The organism is Streptosporangium sp. NPDC020145 (genome assembly GCF_040631275.1).
GTDB lineage: Bacteria > Actinomycetota > Actinomycetes > Streptosporangiales > Streptosporangiaceae > Streptosporangium.
Genome location: NZ_JBEXZT010000002.1, coordinates 328724 through 343751 on the forward strand (window position 1 = coordinate 328724; position 15028 = coordinate 343751).

17 protein-coding genes are annotated in these 15028 nt (G+C 71.1%); 8 read left to right on the forward strand and 9 right to left on the reverse strand.

Features of this window, described 5'->3' with window-relative positions; genetic code table 11:
- Window positions 1–3: 3 nt before the first annotated feature.
- Entirely contained in the window at window positions 4–1398 is a 1395-nt protein-coding gene (locus tag ABZ463_RS04115) for an NAD(P)H-quinone dehydrogenase (RefSeq protein WP_362772768.1), read from the reverse strand.
- 181 nt (window positions 1399–1579) lie between these two features.
- On the opposite strand from ABZ463_RS04115, the gene ABZ463_RS04120 reads away from it, so the two are divergent.
- From ABZ463_RS04120 to ABZ463_RS04135, 4 genes are all read left to right on the forward strand, one after another.
- On the forward strand, window positions 1580–2032 hold the full coding sequence (locus tag ABZ463_RS04120) for a gamma-glutamylcyclotransferase (protein ID WP_352010026.1): 453 nt from the start codon (window positions 1580–1582) through the stop codon (window positions 2030–2032).
- Window positions 2033–2080: 48 nt separating this feature from the next.
- Window positions 2081–2884 carry a purine-nucleoside phosphorylase gene (locus ABZ463_RS04125; RefSeq protein ID WP_352010027.1) on the forward strand — a complete coding sequence of 268 codons (804 nt, stop codon included), beginning with the start codon at window positions 2081–2083 and terminating at the stop codon, window positions 2882–2884.
- A 12-nt stretch (window positions 2885–2896) separates the two neighbouring features.
- Complete coding sequence (locus ABZ463_RS04130; RefSeq protein WP_362772772.1) at window positions 2897–4534, forward strand: phospho-sugar mutase; 1638 nt, start codon at window positions 2897–2899, stop codon at window positions 4532–4534.
- 382 nt (window positions 4535–4916) lie between these two features.
- Entirely contained in the window at window positions 4917–5345 is a 429-nt protein-coding gene (locus ABZ463_RS04135) for a hypothetical protein (protein WP_362772775.1), read from the forward strand.
- A 43-nt stretch (window positions 5346–5388) separates the two neighbouring features.
- Here the strand turns inward: ABZ463_RS04135 and ABZ463_RS04140 are convergent, their stop codons facing one another.
- Both ABZ463_RS04140 and ABZ463_RS04145 read right to left on the reverse strand, forming a co-directional pair.
- On the reverse strand, window positions 5389–6012 hold the full coding sequence (locus ABZ463_RS04140) for a hypothetical protein (RefSeq protein WP_362772778.1): 624 nt from the start codon (window positions 6010–6012) through the stop codon (window positions 5389–5391).
- Between the two features lie 73 nt (window positions 6013–6085).
- The gene (locus ABZ463_RS04145) at window positions 6086–7165 is read right to left on the reverse strand and encodes an adenosine deaminase (protein WP_352010031.1); all 1080 of its coding nucleotides are present in this window, start codon (window positions 7163–7165) and stop codon (window positions 6086–6088) included.
- A 173-nt stretch (window positions 7166–7338) separates the two neighbouring features.
- Between ABZ463_RS04145 and ABZ463_RS04150 the strand changes: the two genes are divergently transcribed.
- Both ABZ463_RS04150 and ABZ463_RS04155 read left to right on the forward strand, forming a co-directional pair.
- A complete protein-coding gene (locus ABZ463_RS04150) occupies window positions 7339–7926 on the forward strand; it encodes a TetR/AcrR family transcriptional regulator (protein WP_352010032.1) in 588 nt (195 codons plus the stop codon).
- Window positions 7927–7937: 11 nt separating this feature from the next.
- Window positions 7938–8228 (forward strand): hypothetical protein, encoded by a 291-nt coding sequence (locus ABZ463_RS04155; RefSeq protein WP_352010033.1) that lies wholly within the window; start codon window positions 7938–7940, stop codon window positions 8226–8228.
- Between the two features lie 6 nt (window positions 8229–8234).
- On the opposite strand, the gene ABZ463_RS04160 is transcribed toward ABZ463_RS04155, so the two are convergent.
- The 4 genes from ABZ463_RS04160 to ABZ463_RS04175 all read right to left on the reverse strand — a co-directional run bounded on the left by ABZ463_RS04160 (window position 8235) and on the right by ABZ463_RS04175 (window position 12056).
- Window positions 8235–9218: an aldo/keto reductase gene (locus tag ABZ463_RS04160; RefSeq protein WP_362772783.1), complete on the reverse strand. Its 984-nt coding sequence runs from the start codon at window positions 9216–9218 to the stop codon at window positions 8235–8237.
- Window positions 9219–9313: 95 nt separating this feature from the next.
- Window positions 9314–9667: a cupin domain-containing protein gene (locus ABZ463_RS04165; protein WP_362772786.1), complete on the reverse strand. Its 354-nt coding sequence runs from the start codon at window positions 9665–9667 to the stop codon at window positions 9314–9316.
- Window positions 9668–9825: 158 nt separating this feature from the next.
- Window positions 9826–10458 carry a hypothetical protein gene (locus ABZ463_RS04170; protein ID WP_352010036.1) on the reverse strand — a complete coding sequence of 211 codons (633 nt, stop codon included), beginning with the start codon at window positions 10456–10458 and terminating at the stop codon, window positions 9826–9828.
- Between the two features lie 158 nt (window positions 10459–10616).
- Window positions 10617–12056, reverse strand: coding sequence for an MFS transporter (locus ABZ463_RS04175; protein ID WP_352010037.1), 1440 nt, complete (start codon window positions 12054–12056; stop codon window positions 10617–10619).
- An 86-nt stretch (window positions 12057–12142) separates the two neighbouring features.
- On the opposite strand from ABZ463_RS04175, the gene ABZ463_RS04180 reads away from it, so the two are divergent.
- Window positions 12143–12535, forward strand: a complete 393-nt coding sequence (locus ABZ463_RS04180; protein ID WP_362772791.1) for a MarR family transcriptional regulator — start codon at window positions 12143–12145, stop codon at window positions 12533–12535.
- Window positions 12536–12590: 55 nt separating this feature from the next.
- Here the strand turns inward: ABZ463_RS04180 and ABZ463_RS04185 are convergent, their stop codons facing one another.
- The gene (locus ABZ463_RS04185) at window positions 12591–13205 is read right to left on the reverse strand and encodes a VC0807 family protein (RefSeq protein ID WP_352010039.1); all 615 of its coding nucleotides are present in this window, start codon (window positions 13203–13205) and stop codon (window positions 12591–12593) included.
- Complete coding sequence (locus ABZ463_RS04190) at window positions 13202–14383, reverse strand: alpha/beta fold hydrolase (protein ID WP_362772794.1); 1182 nt, start codon at window positions 14381–14383, stop codon at window positions 13202–13204. The genes ABZ463_RS04185 and ABZ463_RS04190 overlap by 4 nt, the downstream gene beginning before the upstream one ends.
- Window positions 14384–14468: 85 nt before the next feature.
- On the opposite strand from ABZ463_RS04190, the gene ABZ463_RS04195 reads away from it, so the two are divergent.
- Window positions 14469–15023, forward strand: coding sequence for a TetR-like C-terminal domain-containing protein (locus ABZ463_RS04195; protein WP_362772797.1), 555 nt, complete (start codon window positions 14469–14471; stop codon window positions 15021–15023).
- Window positions 15024–15028: the final 5 nt, after the last annotated feature.

The window sequence follows — 15028 nt, forward strand, 5'->3', positions numbered from 1 at the left end:
AGGTCAGATCCCGCTGGGGGTCATCGGCTGCATCAGGCGGCGGGCCGCCTCGGTGACGGACCCGGAAAGCGAGGGGTAGACCGCGAAGGTGTGGGCGAGCTGGTCCACGGTGAGCCGCTGCTGGACGGCCACCGAGACCGCCAGGATCAGCTCGGAGGCCCGGGGCGCGACCACGACGCCGCCGAGGATGATGCCGGTGTTCGGGCGGCAGAACAGCTTCACGAAGCCGTCGTTGAAGCCCTGCATCTTGGCCCTGGCGTTGGTGGCCAGCGGCAGCTTGACGACGTTGGCCACGATCTCACCGGCCTCGATGGCCTTCTGGGTGACGCCGACGGCGGCGATCTCGGGGTCGGTGAAGATGTTGGAGGCGACGGTGGCCAGGCGCAGCGGCTGCACGGCCTCCCCCAGCGCGTGCCAGACGGCGATCCTGCCCTGCATGGCGGCGACGGAGGCCAGCATCAGCACGCCGGTGCAGTCGCCCGCCGCGTAGACACCGGGGGCGGAGGTGCGGGAGACCTTGTCCACCTGAATGAACCCGCCCCGGTCGAGGGTGACCCCGGCCTCCTCAAGGCCGATGCCCGAGGTGTTGGGGATCATGCCGACCGTCATCAGGCAGTGCGTGCCCTCGGCCGTCCTGCCGTCCTCAAGCGTGACGACCACGCCGTCGGCGGTGCGTTTGACGGACTCGGCGCGGGAGCGGCCCATGACGTTCATCCCACGGCGCCGGTAGACCTCCTCCAGGACCTCGGCGGCGTCGGCGTCCTCGTTGGGCATCATCCGGTCGCGTGAGGAGACGAGCGTGACCTCGGAGCCGAGTGAGCGGTAGGCGCCGGCGAACTCCGCGCCGGTGACGCCGGAGCCGACCACGATGAGGTGCTCGGGCAGCTCCTCCAGGTCGTACATCTGCCGCCAGGTGAGGATGCGCTCGCCGTCCGGCTCGGCGGAGGGCAGGATGCGCGGGGTCGCGCCGGTCGCCACGATCACGACGTCGGCCCGGATCGTCCGGTCGCCCGCCCTGACCACCTGGGGGTCGACCAGCCGCCCGGCGGCCTTGATCACCTCGACCCCCTCGGCGGCGAGCCGCGCGGCGATGTCGGCCGACTGGGCCTGGGCGAGGTGCTTGACGCGGCTGTTGACCAGCGGCATGTCGGCGATGACACCGCCGACCTCCCCGTCGGGGCCGCCGGTGAAGTGCACCCCGAGCATGCTGGCGTCGAGCAGGGCCTGCTTGCGGACCGAGGTCGCGATCAGGGTCTTCGAGGGCACGCAGTCGGTCAGGACGCAGGCCCCTCCTGGGCCCTCCTGTTCGACCACGGTCACCCGCGCCCCAAGTTGCGCGGCCACCAGAGCCGACTCGTATCCGCCGGGCCCGCCACCGATGATCACGATCCTCGTCACGTACCCCATTGTCCCGCATCCTTTGCGGCATTCGCCCCCTGGGGCCCCTTCGCTTGTCGCAGAAGGACCGGTTATGGCAAAGGACACCCGGGTACGGTGGGCACCGGCGTGGGACAAAAGACACCGACACCACACCGACACACGTGAGCACCCGCCGGATCTTCGATTAGTGTTGGACGCTGTGCCTGTCTACGCCGCCTACGGCACCAACATGGACCCGAAGCAGATGGCCCTGCGGGCCCCTCACTCCCCCATGAGGGGGTCGGGCTGGCTTCAGGGCTGGCGCCTCACCTTCGGCGGGAACGACCTCGGCTGGGAGGGCGCCCTCGCCACCATCGTGGAGGACTCCTTCGAAGAGGTCTTCGTCGTGCTCTACGACGTGCCCGAGTGGGACGAGACCTCCCTCGACCAGTGGGAGGGCGCCGCGCGCGGCCTCTACCACAAGGTCAGGCTCCGAGTGCAGACCCTGGACGGCGAGGTCGTCGCCTGGTTCTACGTCATCGACGGTTACGAGGGCGGCCTGCCGTCCGCGCGCTATCTCGGCATCCTGGCCGAGGCCGCGGAGAAGGCGGGCGCGCCGGACGACTACGTCAGGCGGCTGCGGGGCCGTCCCTGCACGTCCGCGGGAGGCTGACCGGCTCCGTCCCGCCGTTTCCCACGGCGGGACGAGTACCCTCAGTTCGTGACCAACGACCCTTATGCCCTCGCAACGGACGCCGCAGCCGCCCTGAGGAAGGCCGTCGGCGTGAGCTCCTTCGATGTCGCCCTGGTGATGGGTTCGGGCTGGGTCCCGGCCGCCGACGCGATCGGTGAGACGATCGCCGAGATCCCGGTGACCGACCTGCCCGGGTTCGCCCCTCCCGCGGTCGAGGGACACGCGGGCAGGATCCGCGCGGTGCGCACCGGGTCCGGCACGAACGCGTTGATCTTCCTCGGCCGCACCCACCTCTACGAGGGCAGGGGCGTCGACCCGGTCGTGCACGGGGTGCGGACCGCGATCAGGGCGGGCGCGGGGACGATCGTGCTGACCAACGCGGCGGGCGGGCTGCGCCCGGAGACCCAGCGGGTCGGCGAGGCCGTACTGATCAGTGACCACATCAACCTGACCGGCACCAGCCCGATCACCGGCGCCACCTTCGTCGACCTGACCGACGTCTACACCCCCCGGCTGCGCGACCTCGTCCGGGAGGTCGAGCCGTCCATGACCGAGGGCGTCTACGTGGCCTTCCGCGGGCCGACCTACGAGACGCCCGCCGAGGTCCGCATGTGCAGGATTCTCGGCGGCGACATGGTCGGGATGTCCACGGTGCTTGAGGCCATCGCGGCCAGGGAGGGCGGGGCGGACGTGCTCGGCGTCTCCCTGGTCACCAACCCGGGCGCGGGCCTGGTCGGCGAGCCGCTCAACCACGAGGAGGTGCTGGCGGTCGGCCGCGCCACCGCCTCGCGCATGGGCGACCTGCTCGCCCAGGTCGTCTGCAAGCTGTAGCGGGAGGCCACGATGAGCGACGATCTCCTGCGGCGCGCGCGGGCCTGGCTCGCCCAGGACCCCGACCCCGAGACCAGGGCCGAGCTGACCGATCTGCTCGACCGGTTCCCGGAGAGCCTGGAGGCGCTGCGCGAGCGCTTCCACACCAGGCTTGAGTTCGGTACGGCCGGGCTGCGCGGTGAGCTGGGCGCGGGCCCCAACCGGATGAACCGGGTCACGGTCATGCGCGCCGCCGCCGGACTCGCCCGGGCCCTCGGCCCCGGGGCGCACGTCGTGATCGGCTACGACGCCAGGCACAAGTCCGACGTCTTCGCCCGTGACACCGCGGCCGTGCTCACCGGCGCCGGGCTGCGGGCCTCGGTTTTCCGCGGCCCGCTGCCGACCCCGGTGCTGGCCTTCGCCGTACGGCGTCTCGGGGCGGACGCCGGGGTGACCGTCACCGCGAGCCACAACCCGCCGAGGGACAACGGCTACAAGGTCTACTGGGGGGACGGCTCGCAGATCGTGCCGCCGGTCGACACGGAGATCTCCACCGCGATCGACGCCGTCGGGCCGGTCTCCGAGCTGCCGCTCGGCTCGTCGTGGACCGAACTCGGCGACGACGTCGTGGCCGCCTATCTGGAGGCGGTGACGGCGTTGCCCATCGGCGAGGCCAGGCGGCTGCGGGTCGCCTACACCCCGCTGCACGGCGTCGGCGGCGACCTGGCGGCACGTGCCTTCCTGGCGGCCGGGTTCGACGCCCCGGTGGTCGTCGAGGAGCAGGCGGCCCCCGATCCGGACTTCCCCACCGTCGCCTTCCCCAACCCGGAGGAACCCGGCGCGATGGACCTCGCGTTCGGGCTGGCCCGGCGGATCGACGCCGACATCGTGCTGGCCAACGACCCCGACGCCGACCGGTGCGCGGTCGGGGTGCGCCTGCCCGGCGGGGGTCACCGGATGCTCACCGGCGACGAGGTCGGCGCGCTCCTCGGCGAGCACGTGATCAGGCACACCTCCGGCGAGGACCGCCTGGTCGCCACCACGATCGTCTCCTCCTCACTACTCGGCAAGATCGCCGCCGAGTACGGCGTCCGCCACGCGGAGACCCTCACCGGCTTCAAATGGATCATGAAGGCCGGGCCCGGGCTGGTCTTCGGCTACGAGGAGGCCCTGGGCTACAGCGTCGGCTCCGACGCGGGCCTGCCCGTCCACGACAAGGACGGCATCGGCGCCGCACTGACCGTCGCCGGGCTCGCCGCCGAGGCCGCGGAGCGGGGACGCACCCTGCTCGACCTCCTTGACGACCAGGCCAGGAGGTACGGCCTGCACGCCACGTCCCAGCTGTCCTTCAGGGTCGCCGACCTGTCGCTGATCACCGAGGCGATGGCCGGGCTGCGCGCCGTACCCCCGGCCGAACTCGGCGGGCGCAAGGTCGAGGCGGTCGACGACCTGGGTGCGGGCCTGGACGGGCTGCCGCCGACCGAGGGTCTGCGTTACCGCCTGTCCGGGGGCGCCCGCGTCGTGGTCCGCCCCTCGGGTACCGAACCGAAGCTCAAGTGCTATCTGGAGGTCGTGGTGCCGGTCGGGGGGGAGGTCTCGGCGGCCAGGGAGCGGGCCGTACGCGACCTCGGCGCCCTGCGCGCCGACCTCTCCGCCGCCCTGGGCCTGTGACCCGCCACGCCGGGCCGGCGGCCCGTCGTCCTGGATCCGTGACCTGCGGTCTTGGAAATGCGACCTGCCGGTACGGGCCGGCGAACCGCCGGTCGGCCCCGGGCGGTAGGACAGCCCTCACTCCACGGCTACAGCTACTCTGAGTAATCGAATGCATGCTTTCTGATGCAGACGAGGCCGGGGCGTTCGCGCATCCGGTCTCCCTCCACAAGGAAGGCAGAGAGTATGCGTCCGATCCACGCCCACCTGGCCGTGCTGGCCACCGCCCTGACCACCGTTCTGGCCACCATGCTGGTGCCCGGGCTGTCCACCGCCGCCTCCGCCGAGACCGCCCCGGCCCCCCCTGCCACCCAGGGTGACGCTCACCATCGGCGGAGGGCACGTGGTGAACATCGACGGCAGGGTCTTCGCCGCCCTGCTGCCCTCACCCCCGGCCACCAGGTTCCGCCTTCTGCCCGCCCGCGGCGGCGTCCGGTTCCTTGACGAGCGCACCCACGGCCTGGTCTACGTCCCCGAAACCGAGCCCTTCACCCAGCTGCGCGTGAGCGGCCCCGGCCATGTGCCCCCGCACTCGGTCTTCGTCATCGAGGCGGCCACTCCCATCGAGGACGACCTCGCCTCCGGCCCCACCTCCGACCTGACCCCCGACGGCCCCGGCGAGGTGATCCGGACGGCCAGGATCAGGCTGGCGGGCACCGACCAGTACATCGGCCGCAACCTCATCGAGGACCGCAGCCTGCTGCCCAAGTGGGTGGTGCTGCTGCCGGCGGGGGTCCGCGCCCCGGTGTTCGGCATCCACCCTGTCTTCTGACCCTCTGACGCGCTCTCCGACGCCCGGCACCTGGGGCCGGGCGTCAGGAGAGGAGGGCGGCGACGATCATGGCCACCGAGACGGCCAGGGCCGCCAGGGCGGTCGGCGACCAGGTCACCTTGACCGTCCCCGGCTCCGGCACGGTGCCGGTGGCCTTCGACGCCGTCCGCTTGGCCGAGCGCGCTCGTTCGAGCAGCTGCTCGGCGACCCAGTCGGCGTGGGTCTTGCCCGCCAGCGCCTCGACCGCCGCCTGCTCGCCCTTCGACCGCGCGGGCTCGGTCCTGAGCCGGCCCCCCTTGCTCGGCAGGGCCCTGCGCATGGCGGAGACCCGCTCACGCCCCGAGGCCTGCGGCGTCCAGCAGCGGATCTTCCTGCCTCCCGAGGTGATCATGATCGAATGGGAGACGCTGACGTCGTCCACGAGCAGCCACGGCACGAAGAAGTTCCTGAGGGGGTTGCGGACCAGCACACCGTCCTCGACGAACTTGGTCACCGGGCGCAGGCAGGTGATGAGGACCACCGCGGTCAGCACGGTCAGCACCGCGGCGGCGATCATCGAGGGCCGCCCGCTGAACCGGACGATCAGATCGACCGCGTTGAAGGCGGCGAAGGCCATCCAGATCCAGCCGAGCACCTGCACGGCCGTCGATCGGAACGCCTGTTTCATCACACAGCTCCCACTCTCGTCACGAACCTCCATCCAACCCGATCGCGGGAGACTTCAACACATCCGCGGGGAATCACGCCCGCCACTTGAGTCGTGCGAACCCGGGCTTGATGACGCCGTTGATGAGCGCCAGCCGTTCGTCGAACGGCAGGAACGCCGACTTCATCGCGTTGATGGTGAACCACTGCAGGTCGTCCCAGCCGTACCCGAAGGTCTCCGAGAGCTTGGCGAACTCCTCGGACAGGGAGGTGCCGCTCATCAGCCGGTTGTCGGTGTTGACCGTGACCCGGAAGTTCAGCGACCGCAGCAGCCCGATCGGGTGCTCGGCGATGGAGGGGGCGGCCCCGGTCTGGAGGTTGGAGGTCGGGCACATCTCCAGCGGGACGCGCTTGTCACGGACGTAGGCCGCCAGCCTGCCCAGTTTGGCCTGTCCGTCCTCGGAGACCGTGATGTCGTCGATGATGCGGACCCCGTGGCCGAGCCGGTCCGCGCCGCACCACTGGAGCGCCTGCCAGATCGACGGCAGGCCGAAGGCCTCACCGGCGTGGATGGTGAAGTGGGCGTTCTCCCGCTGGAGATACTCGAAGGCGTCGAGATGACGGGTCGGCGGGTAGCCCGCCTCGGCCCCGGCGATGTCGAAGCCCGCGACGCCCACGTCGCGGTAGCGGACGGCCAGCTCGGCGATCTCCATGGACCTGGCCTGGTGGCGCATCGCGGTCAGCAGGGTGCCCACCTTGATGCCGCGGCCCCGCGAGCCGGTCTCGAACCCCTCGATCACGGCCTCGATCACCTCTTCGAGGCTGAGGCCCGCCTGGGTGTGCTGTTCCGGCGCGTAGCGCACCTCGGCGTAGACCACGCCGTCGGCGGCCAGGTCCTCCGCGCACTCGGCGGCGACCCGCACCAGGGCCTCGCGGGTCTGCATGACGCCGACCGTGTGGTCGAAGGTCTCAAGGTAGCGTTCGAGCGACCCGGAGTCGGAGGCCTCGCGGAACCAGGCGCGCAGCGCGTCCGGGTCCGTCGTCGGCAGCCCGGCGTATCCCGAATCACGCGCCAGATCGGCGATCGTCTCCGGCCGCAGGCCACCGTCGAGGTGGTCGTGGAGCAACACCTTGGGAGCCTGACGGATCTCCTCAAGGGCGAGTGGCTGACTCATCTCCTCATCCTAGGGGCGAGGTCCGGAACGGACGGCGGCAGCCACGCGACCGTTCCGGGCGCCCTGGAACGGACCGGCCGGCCCGCCCGGATCCGGGAGGATCCCTTCCGCACAATCGAAACGCATGCGTACACTTCTTGATGTGAACGGCACCGTTTCGACAGGAGGCCGGGATGCCGACGCGCCGACGCGGCGAGATCCGGGAGGAAGCCATCCTGCTCGCGGCCATGAGCCTGCTGGGTGAGGTCGGCTACGACCGGTTGACCATCGAGGCCGTCGCGGAGCGGGCCCACGCCAGCAAGGCCACGATCTACCGACGATGGCCGGGCAAGGCCGAGCTGGTGGGGACGGCCGTACGGCGGTATGCCGGAACACCGGTGGCCGCCCCGCCCGAAACCACGAACCTGCGTGACGACCTGGTGGCGGTGCTGCTGGAGCTGCGAGCCGGCCTCACCGGTCAGGACAGCGCGCTCATCCTCGGGCTCCTCGTCGCGATGCGTCGCGACCCCGATCTCGCGCACGCCGTACGGCGACACGTCCTCGACCACAAACGCGACGTGTTCGCGGCCGTCCTGGCCAGGGCCGCCGCCAGGGGGGAGGTTCCCGAGACGGTCGACCACGCGCTCCTCGCCGAAATCGGCTCGGCCGCGCTGCTGTCCCGTCTCCTCGTCACCGGCGAACCCCTCGACGACCACTTCCTGCACACGCTCGTGGACGCGGTGCTGCTTCCCATGCTCAGCCGTCAGCTCGACCGACCATAAGGACTTCCACGATGTGGCAGACGATCGTTCTCAGTTTCCTCGGCGGCCTCGTCGCCGGTAACGGACTTCCGCACTTCGTCCGCGGCATCACCAGAAGGCGTTACCCGAGCGCCCTGGGCAACGGGCCCGTCCCCAACCTCGTCGCGGGATGGGCGGGCCTCGTCCTCGGCGGCGCGCTGCTGTGGTGGGCGCACATCGACCGGCACCCCGGACCGGCCTTCGCCTCCATCGGCGTGAGCGTCCTGCTCATCGGCCTCTTCCACGCGGGCCCTGGCGCCTTCGGGCGTGGGGAGACGGCCTGACGGCCGTCAGAACACGTCCAGGCGGGCTCGCTGGTCCTCCGTCAGCTCCAGGTCAACGGCGGCCAGGCTCTCCTCAAGCTGCGCGACGGAGGAGGCGCCGACCAGCGGGATGATCGGGTACGGCCCGCCGAGCTGCCAGGCAAGCACCACCTGGTTGACCGTCGCCCCGGTCTCCGCGGCGACCTCGCGCAGCGCCGCGAGCCTGACGGGCGTTCCCGGGTGGTCGTAGTCCGGCGGCAGCTGCTTGTCCTGCCGGGCGTAGACGCCGCCCATCAGCGGGGAGTAGGCGACCAGGGTGAGGTCGCGCTCCTCCTTCAGGTAGCTCAGCAGTTCGGCCCCTGCGTGACCGAGACTGCCCTCGGGGAAGATGCCGTAGGGCATGTCGTAGCGCGGGCGCAGCAGGCTGTGCTGGTACTGCAGGACCTCGTAGCCGGGCAGCCCGGCCTCGGCGGCGATGGCACGGGCCCGCTCGACCCGCCAGACCGCGTGGTTGCTCACCCCGAGCAGCCCGACGGTTCCCTCGGTGACCAGCTCGGCGAAGCCCTCGACGGTCTCCCGCGCCGAGACGCTCCTGTCCTCGATGTGCGCGTAGAGCATGTCGAGCCTGTCCACCCCGAGCCGCTGCCTGCTGGCCTCGGCGGACTCCCTGATCGCCTTCGCGGACAGCCCGTCGGCGCCGTCGGCGTAGCCGGTGCCGGGCACGAGCGGGCGGGCGCCCAGCTTGGTGGCGATGACGATCTCGTCCCCGACGCCGCGGCTGCGCCGCCACCGCCCGAGCAGTTCCTCGCTCCGCCCGCCCAGGCCTCCGTCGACCCAGTAGGCGTAGTTGTTCGAGGTGTCGACGAACGTCCCGCCCGCCTCGACGTAGCGGTCGAGGATCGCGTAGGAGGTGCTCTCGTCGGTCGCCGACCCGAAGAGCATGGCGCCCAGGGCGATCACGCTCACCTCGCGGCGGGTCTTCGGGTCGGTGCCGATGGTGCGGTACTTCATGGTGTCCTTCCGGTACGGCCCGGCGTTCGCGGGCCCCGGGAAAGGAGTCTGGGATGTGGAGTGCACTCCAGGTCAAGCCCGGAGCCCTCCGGTCGTCATTCTGAGCGGTTGGCGCTCTCCGGGGAGAAGGCGGGCAGGCACACCGCGACGTACTCGGCGCCCTCGGGGCCGGAGCTGTACCGGATCCTCTCCCCCGGCTCGCTCACGAACGCCTGGCCCGCGCCGACCTCGGTGACGCCCCCGTCGTGCTCGACGACGACCGTGCCTCTGAGCACGAGGGTGTACTCGGCGAACTCCGGCGTCTGGGCGGGTTCGTCCCACCCGGGAGGAGCCGTCATGTGGGCGATCGAGATCTGGGTGTCGCCGCTGTTGACCCGGCCGACGTACTCGTCGATGGTCTTGCCGCCGGGGACGGGGATGCGGGTGGCGTTGTCGATTCTGCGTACCATCGGGCCAGTCTGCCAGCGCGCGGGCCGGCCGCGCCGCCGGGGGACGTCCCCGGAGATCACGCCGGTCCGCCGGTGTACGGCCGGCCCGTGTGCGCGGTCGGTGCCGTCACGCCGGCGAACCCCACGCGGACCTTCGTACGGTCGGCCCGTGTGCGCGGTCAGTGCGCGACGTCGATGACCAGGCGCTGCGGGGCGCGCTGCTCCAGGACCCGGAAGGGGGCCCGGTGGTCGAGGACGATGCCCACGCCGACCACGGCCTCGAAGTCTCCGGTCTTGACCACGCTGCGCACGTTGCCCAGCCCGGCGTGGAAGACCGGGCCGCCGACCCAGGTCGGGGAGCCGGTCTCACCGTGCGCGTTGGCGGGGGTGATGGTCACCTGGAGGTAGGCCCCTCCCGGGGCGTCGATCGGGTCGCCCGAGCCGTCCTGGACCAGCCTGGGCACCCACTGCACGCTGTAGCCGGGCTGCCCGCCGTTCAGGTCGATCACCACCCGGTCGAACCCGTCGTGTTTGGCGAAGCGCGCCCCGAGCACGAGGGGCGGGTTGTCCGTGGTCCGCCTGACCGTGACCTCCCGCGTGCTCGTCGGGGGCCCGAGCCGGGTCTCCCCGGGGAAGTCGGGGGAGGCCGGGGCGGCGGAGGAGACGGAGGGTGAGACGGTGACGGTGGCCGTGACGGTCGGGGTGGTCGGGGTGGTCGTCCCCGGAGCGGCCGAGGGCGGGCCGCCGGACAGGCCGCAACCGGTCAGCAGGACGAACGGGGCAAGGGCGAGTGCGACGCGGGTGCGCTTCATTATGGCCTCCTGTCCGGTTAGATGCCCAGAGGCCGGTCCGGGTTCACCACCTGCGAAGATCCACACCCGGCACACGGCCTCAGGGCCGCCGACGCGCCCCGGTTCCTGCGTCGGCGGCCCTGAGGACCGGGTTCCGCGGGCCGTACGGCCCGCGCGTCTCAGACGGTCTCCAGCACCCTGCCCTCTCCGGCGTCCCCGGCGTCCACAGCCGCGGACTCCGAACGGGGGCGGCGCAGCCCGGTGAGGGCGACCAGCAGGCCGACCACGGCGAGGATCGCGGAGACCGTGATCGCGGCGCGGAAGGCGTCCAGCGGGTCGGCACCGGTGTTCGAGGTGAGCACGGCCGTCACGACGGCCAGCACGATCGCCCCTCCGACCTGCCCCGAGGTGTTGAGCAGGCCGGAGGCCAGGCCCTGCTCGTCGTCGGCGACGCCGTTGGTCGCCTGGATGTTCAGCGAGGGGAAGGACAGGGCGAAGGCGATGCCCAGCAGGACCATGCCGGGGATGATCAGCGTGGCCAGGCTGGGATCGGCGTTGACCCGCAGGAACAGGGCGAAGGCGCCCGCAAGCGAGGCCGAGCCGACCGCGATCAGCTTGCCGGTGCCGAACCGGTCGGCCAGGCTGCCCATCCTGGTCGACGTCACGGCCACCAGGACTCCGGCGGGCAGGAAGGCCAGCGCGGTCTCCAGGGCCGACCAGTGCAGGAAGTTCTGGAAGTACTGCATGGCCACGAACTGGAAGCCGACGTAGGAGCCGAACAGGATCACCAGTCCGAGGTTGGCCCGGACGATGGGCCCGGAGCGCAGGATGCCGAGCCGTACCAGAGGGTGCTTGACCTTCGACTCGGTCAGCACGAACAGGCCGAGCAGTACGGCGGAGCCGACCAGGGAGCCGATGGTGCGCAGGGAGAACCAGCCCGCGGCGGGCGCCTCGACGACGGTGAAGACGAGCAGCAGCATCGAGGCGGTGATCGTCACCGCGCCGATGAGGTCGTGACCGCTCTCCGCCCTCTCCTCACGCCGCTTGGGCAGGACCTTCATGGCCGCGAACAGCGCGATGATCGCGACGGGGACCGGCATGAGGAACGTCCAGCGCCAGCCGAGTTCGGTCAGGAAGCCGGAGATGACCAGGCCCAGCGAGAATCCGCTGGCGCCGGAGGCCGTGAAGACGCTCAGGGCCCGGTTGCGGGCGGGGCCCTCGGCGAAGGTCGTGGTGATGATGGACAGCGCGGCGGGGGCGGTGAAGGCGGCGCTGACGCCCTTGACGAACCGGGCGGCGATCAGCATCGTGCCGTCGTTGACCAGGCCGCCGAGGAGGGAGGCGAACACGAAGACGGCGAGCGCGGCCAGGAAGACCTTGCGCCTGCCGAGGAGGTCGGCGGTGCGGCCGCCGAGGAGCAGCAGCCCGCCGTATCCGAGCACGTAGCCGCTGACCACCCACTGCAGGGCGGAGGTGGAAAGACCCAGGTCGGCCTGGATGGACGGCAGCGCGACTCCCACCATCGAGACGTCGAGGGCGTCGAGGAAGATGACGGCGCAGAGCACCGCGAGCGCTGCCCAGAGGCGCGCGTCCCAGCGCTCTTCCGTGGAGGAGATCATGCGGACAACCATACATGCAGACGCATCTAATGCAAGCAAACTTAATTCGCGTGCATTAGTTGACTGAGGATGGTATGCTCCGCGACATGAACGAGGACTCCGTCGTGCACCTGTGGCGAGATGTGCTGGCCAGGCACGCCGCGGCCTCGTGCGCGCTGGAACGTGAGCTCTCCGAGCGCCACCGGCTCGGGATGAGCGAGTTCGAGGTCCTGGAGCGCATGGTCGAGGGCGGCCGTGACAAATACCGCGTCCAGGAGGTCGCCGACGCCGTCCACCTGAGCCAGAGCGCGTGTTCGCGGCTGATCGCGCGACTGGAGAAGGCGGGCCTGGTCTGCAGGAACATGTGCGAGGCCGACCGGCGCGGGGTGTTCGTCCGCATCACCGACGAGGGCCGCGCGCGCCACAAGGAGGCCCTGCCGACCCACCGGGCCGTGCTGATGCGCGCCCTGACCGCGGAGTCACGCCCCGCGGAGGTCTGATCTCCTACGTCCGGAGAAGCGCGGTCCGTGGTCACGGGCCGCGCTCTCGTGGTGTTCAGGAACGGGAGGAGGTGATCACCCGTTCCGCGCGACCGCCGTACCAGGCGGACCACACGCCGAGCAGCAGTAGCGTGCCGACCAGCAGCAGCGTGGACAGACCCGCCATGACGTCCACCGGTAGCAGGTAGACCAGCGGGATCCGCACGGCCGACTCGACCAGCAGGGCGAACGCCCAGGTCAGCGTCATCACGAAGTAGATCCGCCGGAAGGCCGCCAGATCGGTGTAGAGCCTGTCCCAGCGGGCGGCGGTCGCCTCGTCCTCCGCGCCGAGGCGCTTGGCGATCCCGAAGGCCGCCGGACGCCCGGCCAGGCAGGTGCCGATCAGGACGAGTCCGAGGACCGTCGTGGTCACCGACTTGACGACCAGCATGAACCGCTCGTCCCCGGTGAGGAAGGAGAGGCCGAGACCGAGCGCGAACACCAGGCCCGTGCACGCGGCGAAGCCGTCCAGCCTGCGTTCCCTGACACCCACGTAGACCACGCGCAGCGCGCCCACACAGGTGGCGGCCAGCAGCGCGGCGTACTCGCTCAGGCCCAGCAGGCGCAGCGCGTAGTAGGCGGCGATCGCGGGAAGCACGTCCCACAGCAGAACCGGCAGCATCTTCCTCATCGGAACGTCCTCTCCAGCCAGTCGCCGATGCGGGCCATCGCCAGGCGCTGGGCGCCCGACTGGCAGTGCGCGTCGGCCCCCTCGGCCTCGTGGAACTCGATGAGCGTCTTGTCGCAGGTCAGGTGGGCGTACAGCGTCTCGGGCTGCCCCCTGAACGCGAAGTCGTCGGGGGCGGAGCAGACGAGCGTCGGGCAGGCGATCCGCTTGGCGACGCCGTCGCCCAGGTGGTAGTCGTCGAGCATCGCCCTGGCGTAGCCGCTCGGCGAGGTGCCCGTCACCCAGGTGCCGTGGCCGACGGCCCAGCGCGTGACCGCGTCCCGCTCCATCAGCCCGCGCATGAACGTGTCGGCCTCCGGGTCGTCGAGGGCCCGCCTGGCCGCCTCCCTGTCGCCGCCGAACCTCTCGGCGATGACGACGCCCATGTCGTAGACGCCGTCGAAGGCGACGAGCGCCCTGACCCTGGGCTCGAACGCCGCCGCGCGCGGCGCCAGCAGGCCCCCCATGCTCGCCCCGAGCAGCGCGACCCGCTCCCCGTCCACGTACGGCCTGGCCTCAAGCCAGTCGAGCACCGGGCCGACCACGTTCTCCCAGTCGGGCCGGAAGACCAGGCCCTTCCTGATGGCGCCCGGCTGCCCGGGGCCGTCGAAGGTCAGCACGTTGAAGCCGCGTTCCCGCAGCGCCGCCGCCCCGAAGAAGTGCATCTCCTCCACGCTGCCGTCGAAGCCGTTGTGCATGACGACCGTGGCGCCCCCGCTGCCACGATAGAAGTAGCCGGGCAGCGTGGTCCCCTCGTAGGGGATCTCGACCGGCTCGATGTCATGGACCGCGGCGAACTCCCTGAAGGCCGCCACCTGCCGTGCGTAGGCGACCGCGAGGCGCGGGTCCGACGGGTCGCCGTGCAGGAAGAACTCGGCCGCGCGGTAGTAGTTGGACGCGCGCAGGAAGCCGTCGGCGGCGCTGATCCGGTGCCCAGCGGCCAGCGAGCGCTCCGCCTCCGCGGCCACCCGGTCCGCCGTGGCCAGCCACTCGTCGTGCCAGCTGTCGTAGTCGCTCTCGGTGATGCGCTGGGAGGTCGTGACGACCTCGCCGAAGTCGGCGCCGCCGTAGGCGATGTGGCCGAACATGCGCAGTGTCTCGTACCAGAACGTGGTGTCTTCCGTGAAGACGAGAGGACGCACCCCGAACTCCTTAATGCGAGTAATTTCGCTTCAAAGTAGCGCGCGCTCGACGCTAAAGCAAGACGGTTCGCATTAGGCTGTTCTCATGCAACCTGTACAGCGACCGGGAGGGCGCACCGCGAAGGTCAGGACGGCCGTGCACGAGGCGGTGCTCGACCTGCTGCGCGAGGACCGCTGGGACGACCTGAGCATCGCCGTGGTGGCCGAACGGTCCGGCGTGCACCAGGCCACGATCTACCGGCGCTGGGGCACGCTCAACGCGCTGGTGGACGACGTGGTGGTCGAACGCCTGTCCCAGGGGTCCCCGGTGCCCGACACGGGCACGCTCCGCGGCGATCTGGAGGCCTACGCGCTCCAGGTGGCCGAGGACGTCGCGGGGCCGCTGGGCAACCTCTACCTGCGCGCGGCCATGATCGGCTCACGCGGCCCCGAGGGCGCGACCTACCTGGTCGACCGGGCGGTGCAGCTTGAGGGCATGCTCGACAGGGCCGCCGAGCGCGGGGAGCGCCCTCCCACACTGCTCGAACTGATGGAGGTCATCATCGCGCCCCTGTACTACCACGCGATGTTCTTCAACCGTCCGGTCGGCCCCGACCACGCCCGTTCCCTGGTCGACAGGCTCCTCAGGCTGGGCGGCTGAGACCT

Coding starts and splice junctions, on each gene's coding strand:
- ABZ463_RS04130 (WP_362772772.1), top strand. CDS start 2,897: ATGAGCGACGATCTCCTGCGGCGCGCGCGGGCCTGGCTCGCCCAGGAC.
- ABZ463_RS04140 (WP_362772778.1), bottom strand. CDS start 6,012: ATGAAACAGGCGTTCCGATCGACGGCCGTGCAGGTGCTCGGCTGGATC.
- ABZ463_RS04145 (WP_352010031.1), bottom strand. CDS start 7,165: ATGAGTCAGCCACTCGCCCTTGAGGAGATCCGTCAGGCTCCCAAGGTG.
- ABZ463_RS04150 (WP_352010032.1), top strand. CDS start 7,339: ATGCCGACGCGCCGACGCGGCGAGATCCGGGAGGAAGCCATCCTGCTC.
- ABZ463_RS04155 (WP_352010033.1), top strand. CDS start 7,938: ATGTGGCAGACGATCGTTCTCAGTTTCCTCGGCGGCCTCGTCGCCGGT.
- ABZ463_RS04160 (WP_362772783.1), bottom strand. CDS start 9,218: ATGAAGTACCGCACCATCGGCACCGACCCGAAGACCCGCCGCGAGGTG.
- ABZ463_RS04165 (WP_362772786.1), bottom strand. CDS start 9,667: ATGGTACGCAGAATCGACAACGCCACCCGCATCCCCGTCCCCGGCGGC.
- ABZ463_RS04170 (WP_352010036.1), bottom strand. CDS start 10,458: ATGAAGCGCACCCGCGTCGCACTCGCCCTTGCCCCGTTCGTCCTGCTG.
- ABZ463_RS04175 (WP_352010037.1), bottom strand. CDS start 12,056: ATGATCTCCTCCACGGAAGAGCGCTGGGACGCGCGCCTCTGGGCAGCG.
- ABZ463_RS04180 (WP_362772791.1), top strand. CDS start 12,143: ATGAACGAGGACTCCGTCGTGCACCTGTGGCGAGATGTGCTGGCCAGG.
- ABZ463_RS04185 (WP_352010039.1), bottom strand. CDS start 13,205: ATGAGGAAGATGCTGCCGGTTCTGCTGTGGGACGTGCTTCCCGCGATC.
- ABZ463_RS04195 (WP_362772797.1), top strand. CDS start 14,469: ATGCAACCTGTACAGCGACCGGGAGGGCGCACCGCGAAGGTCAGGACG.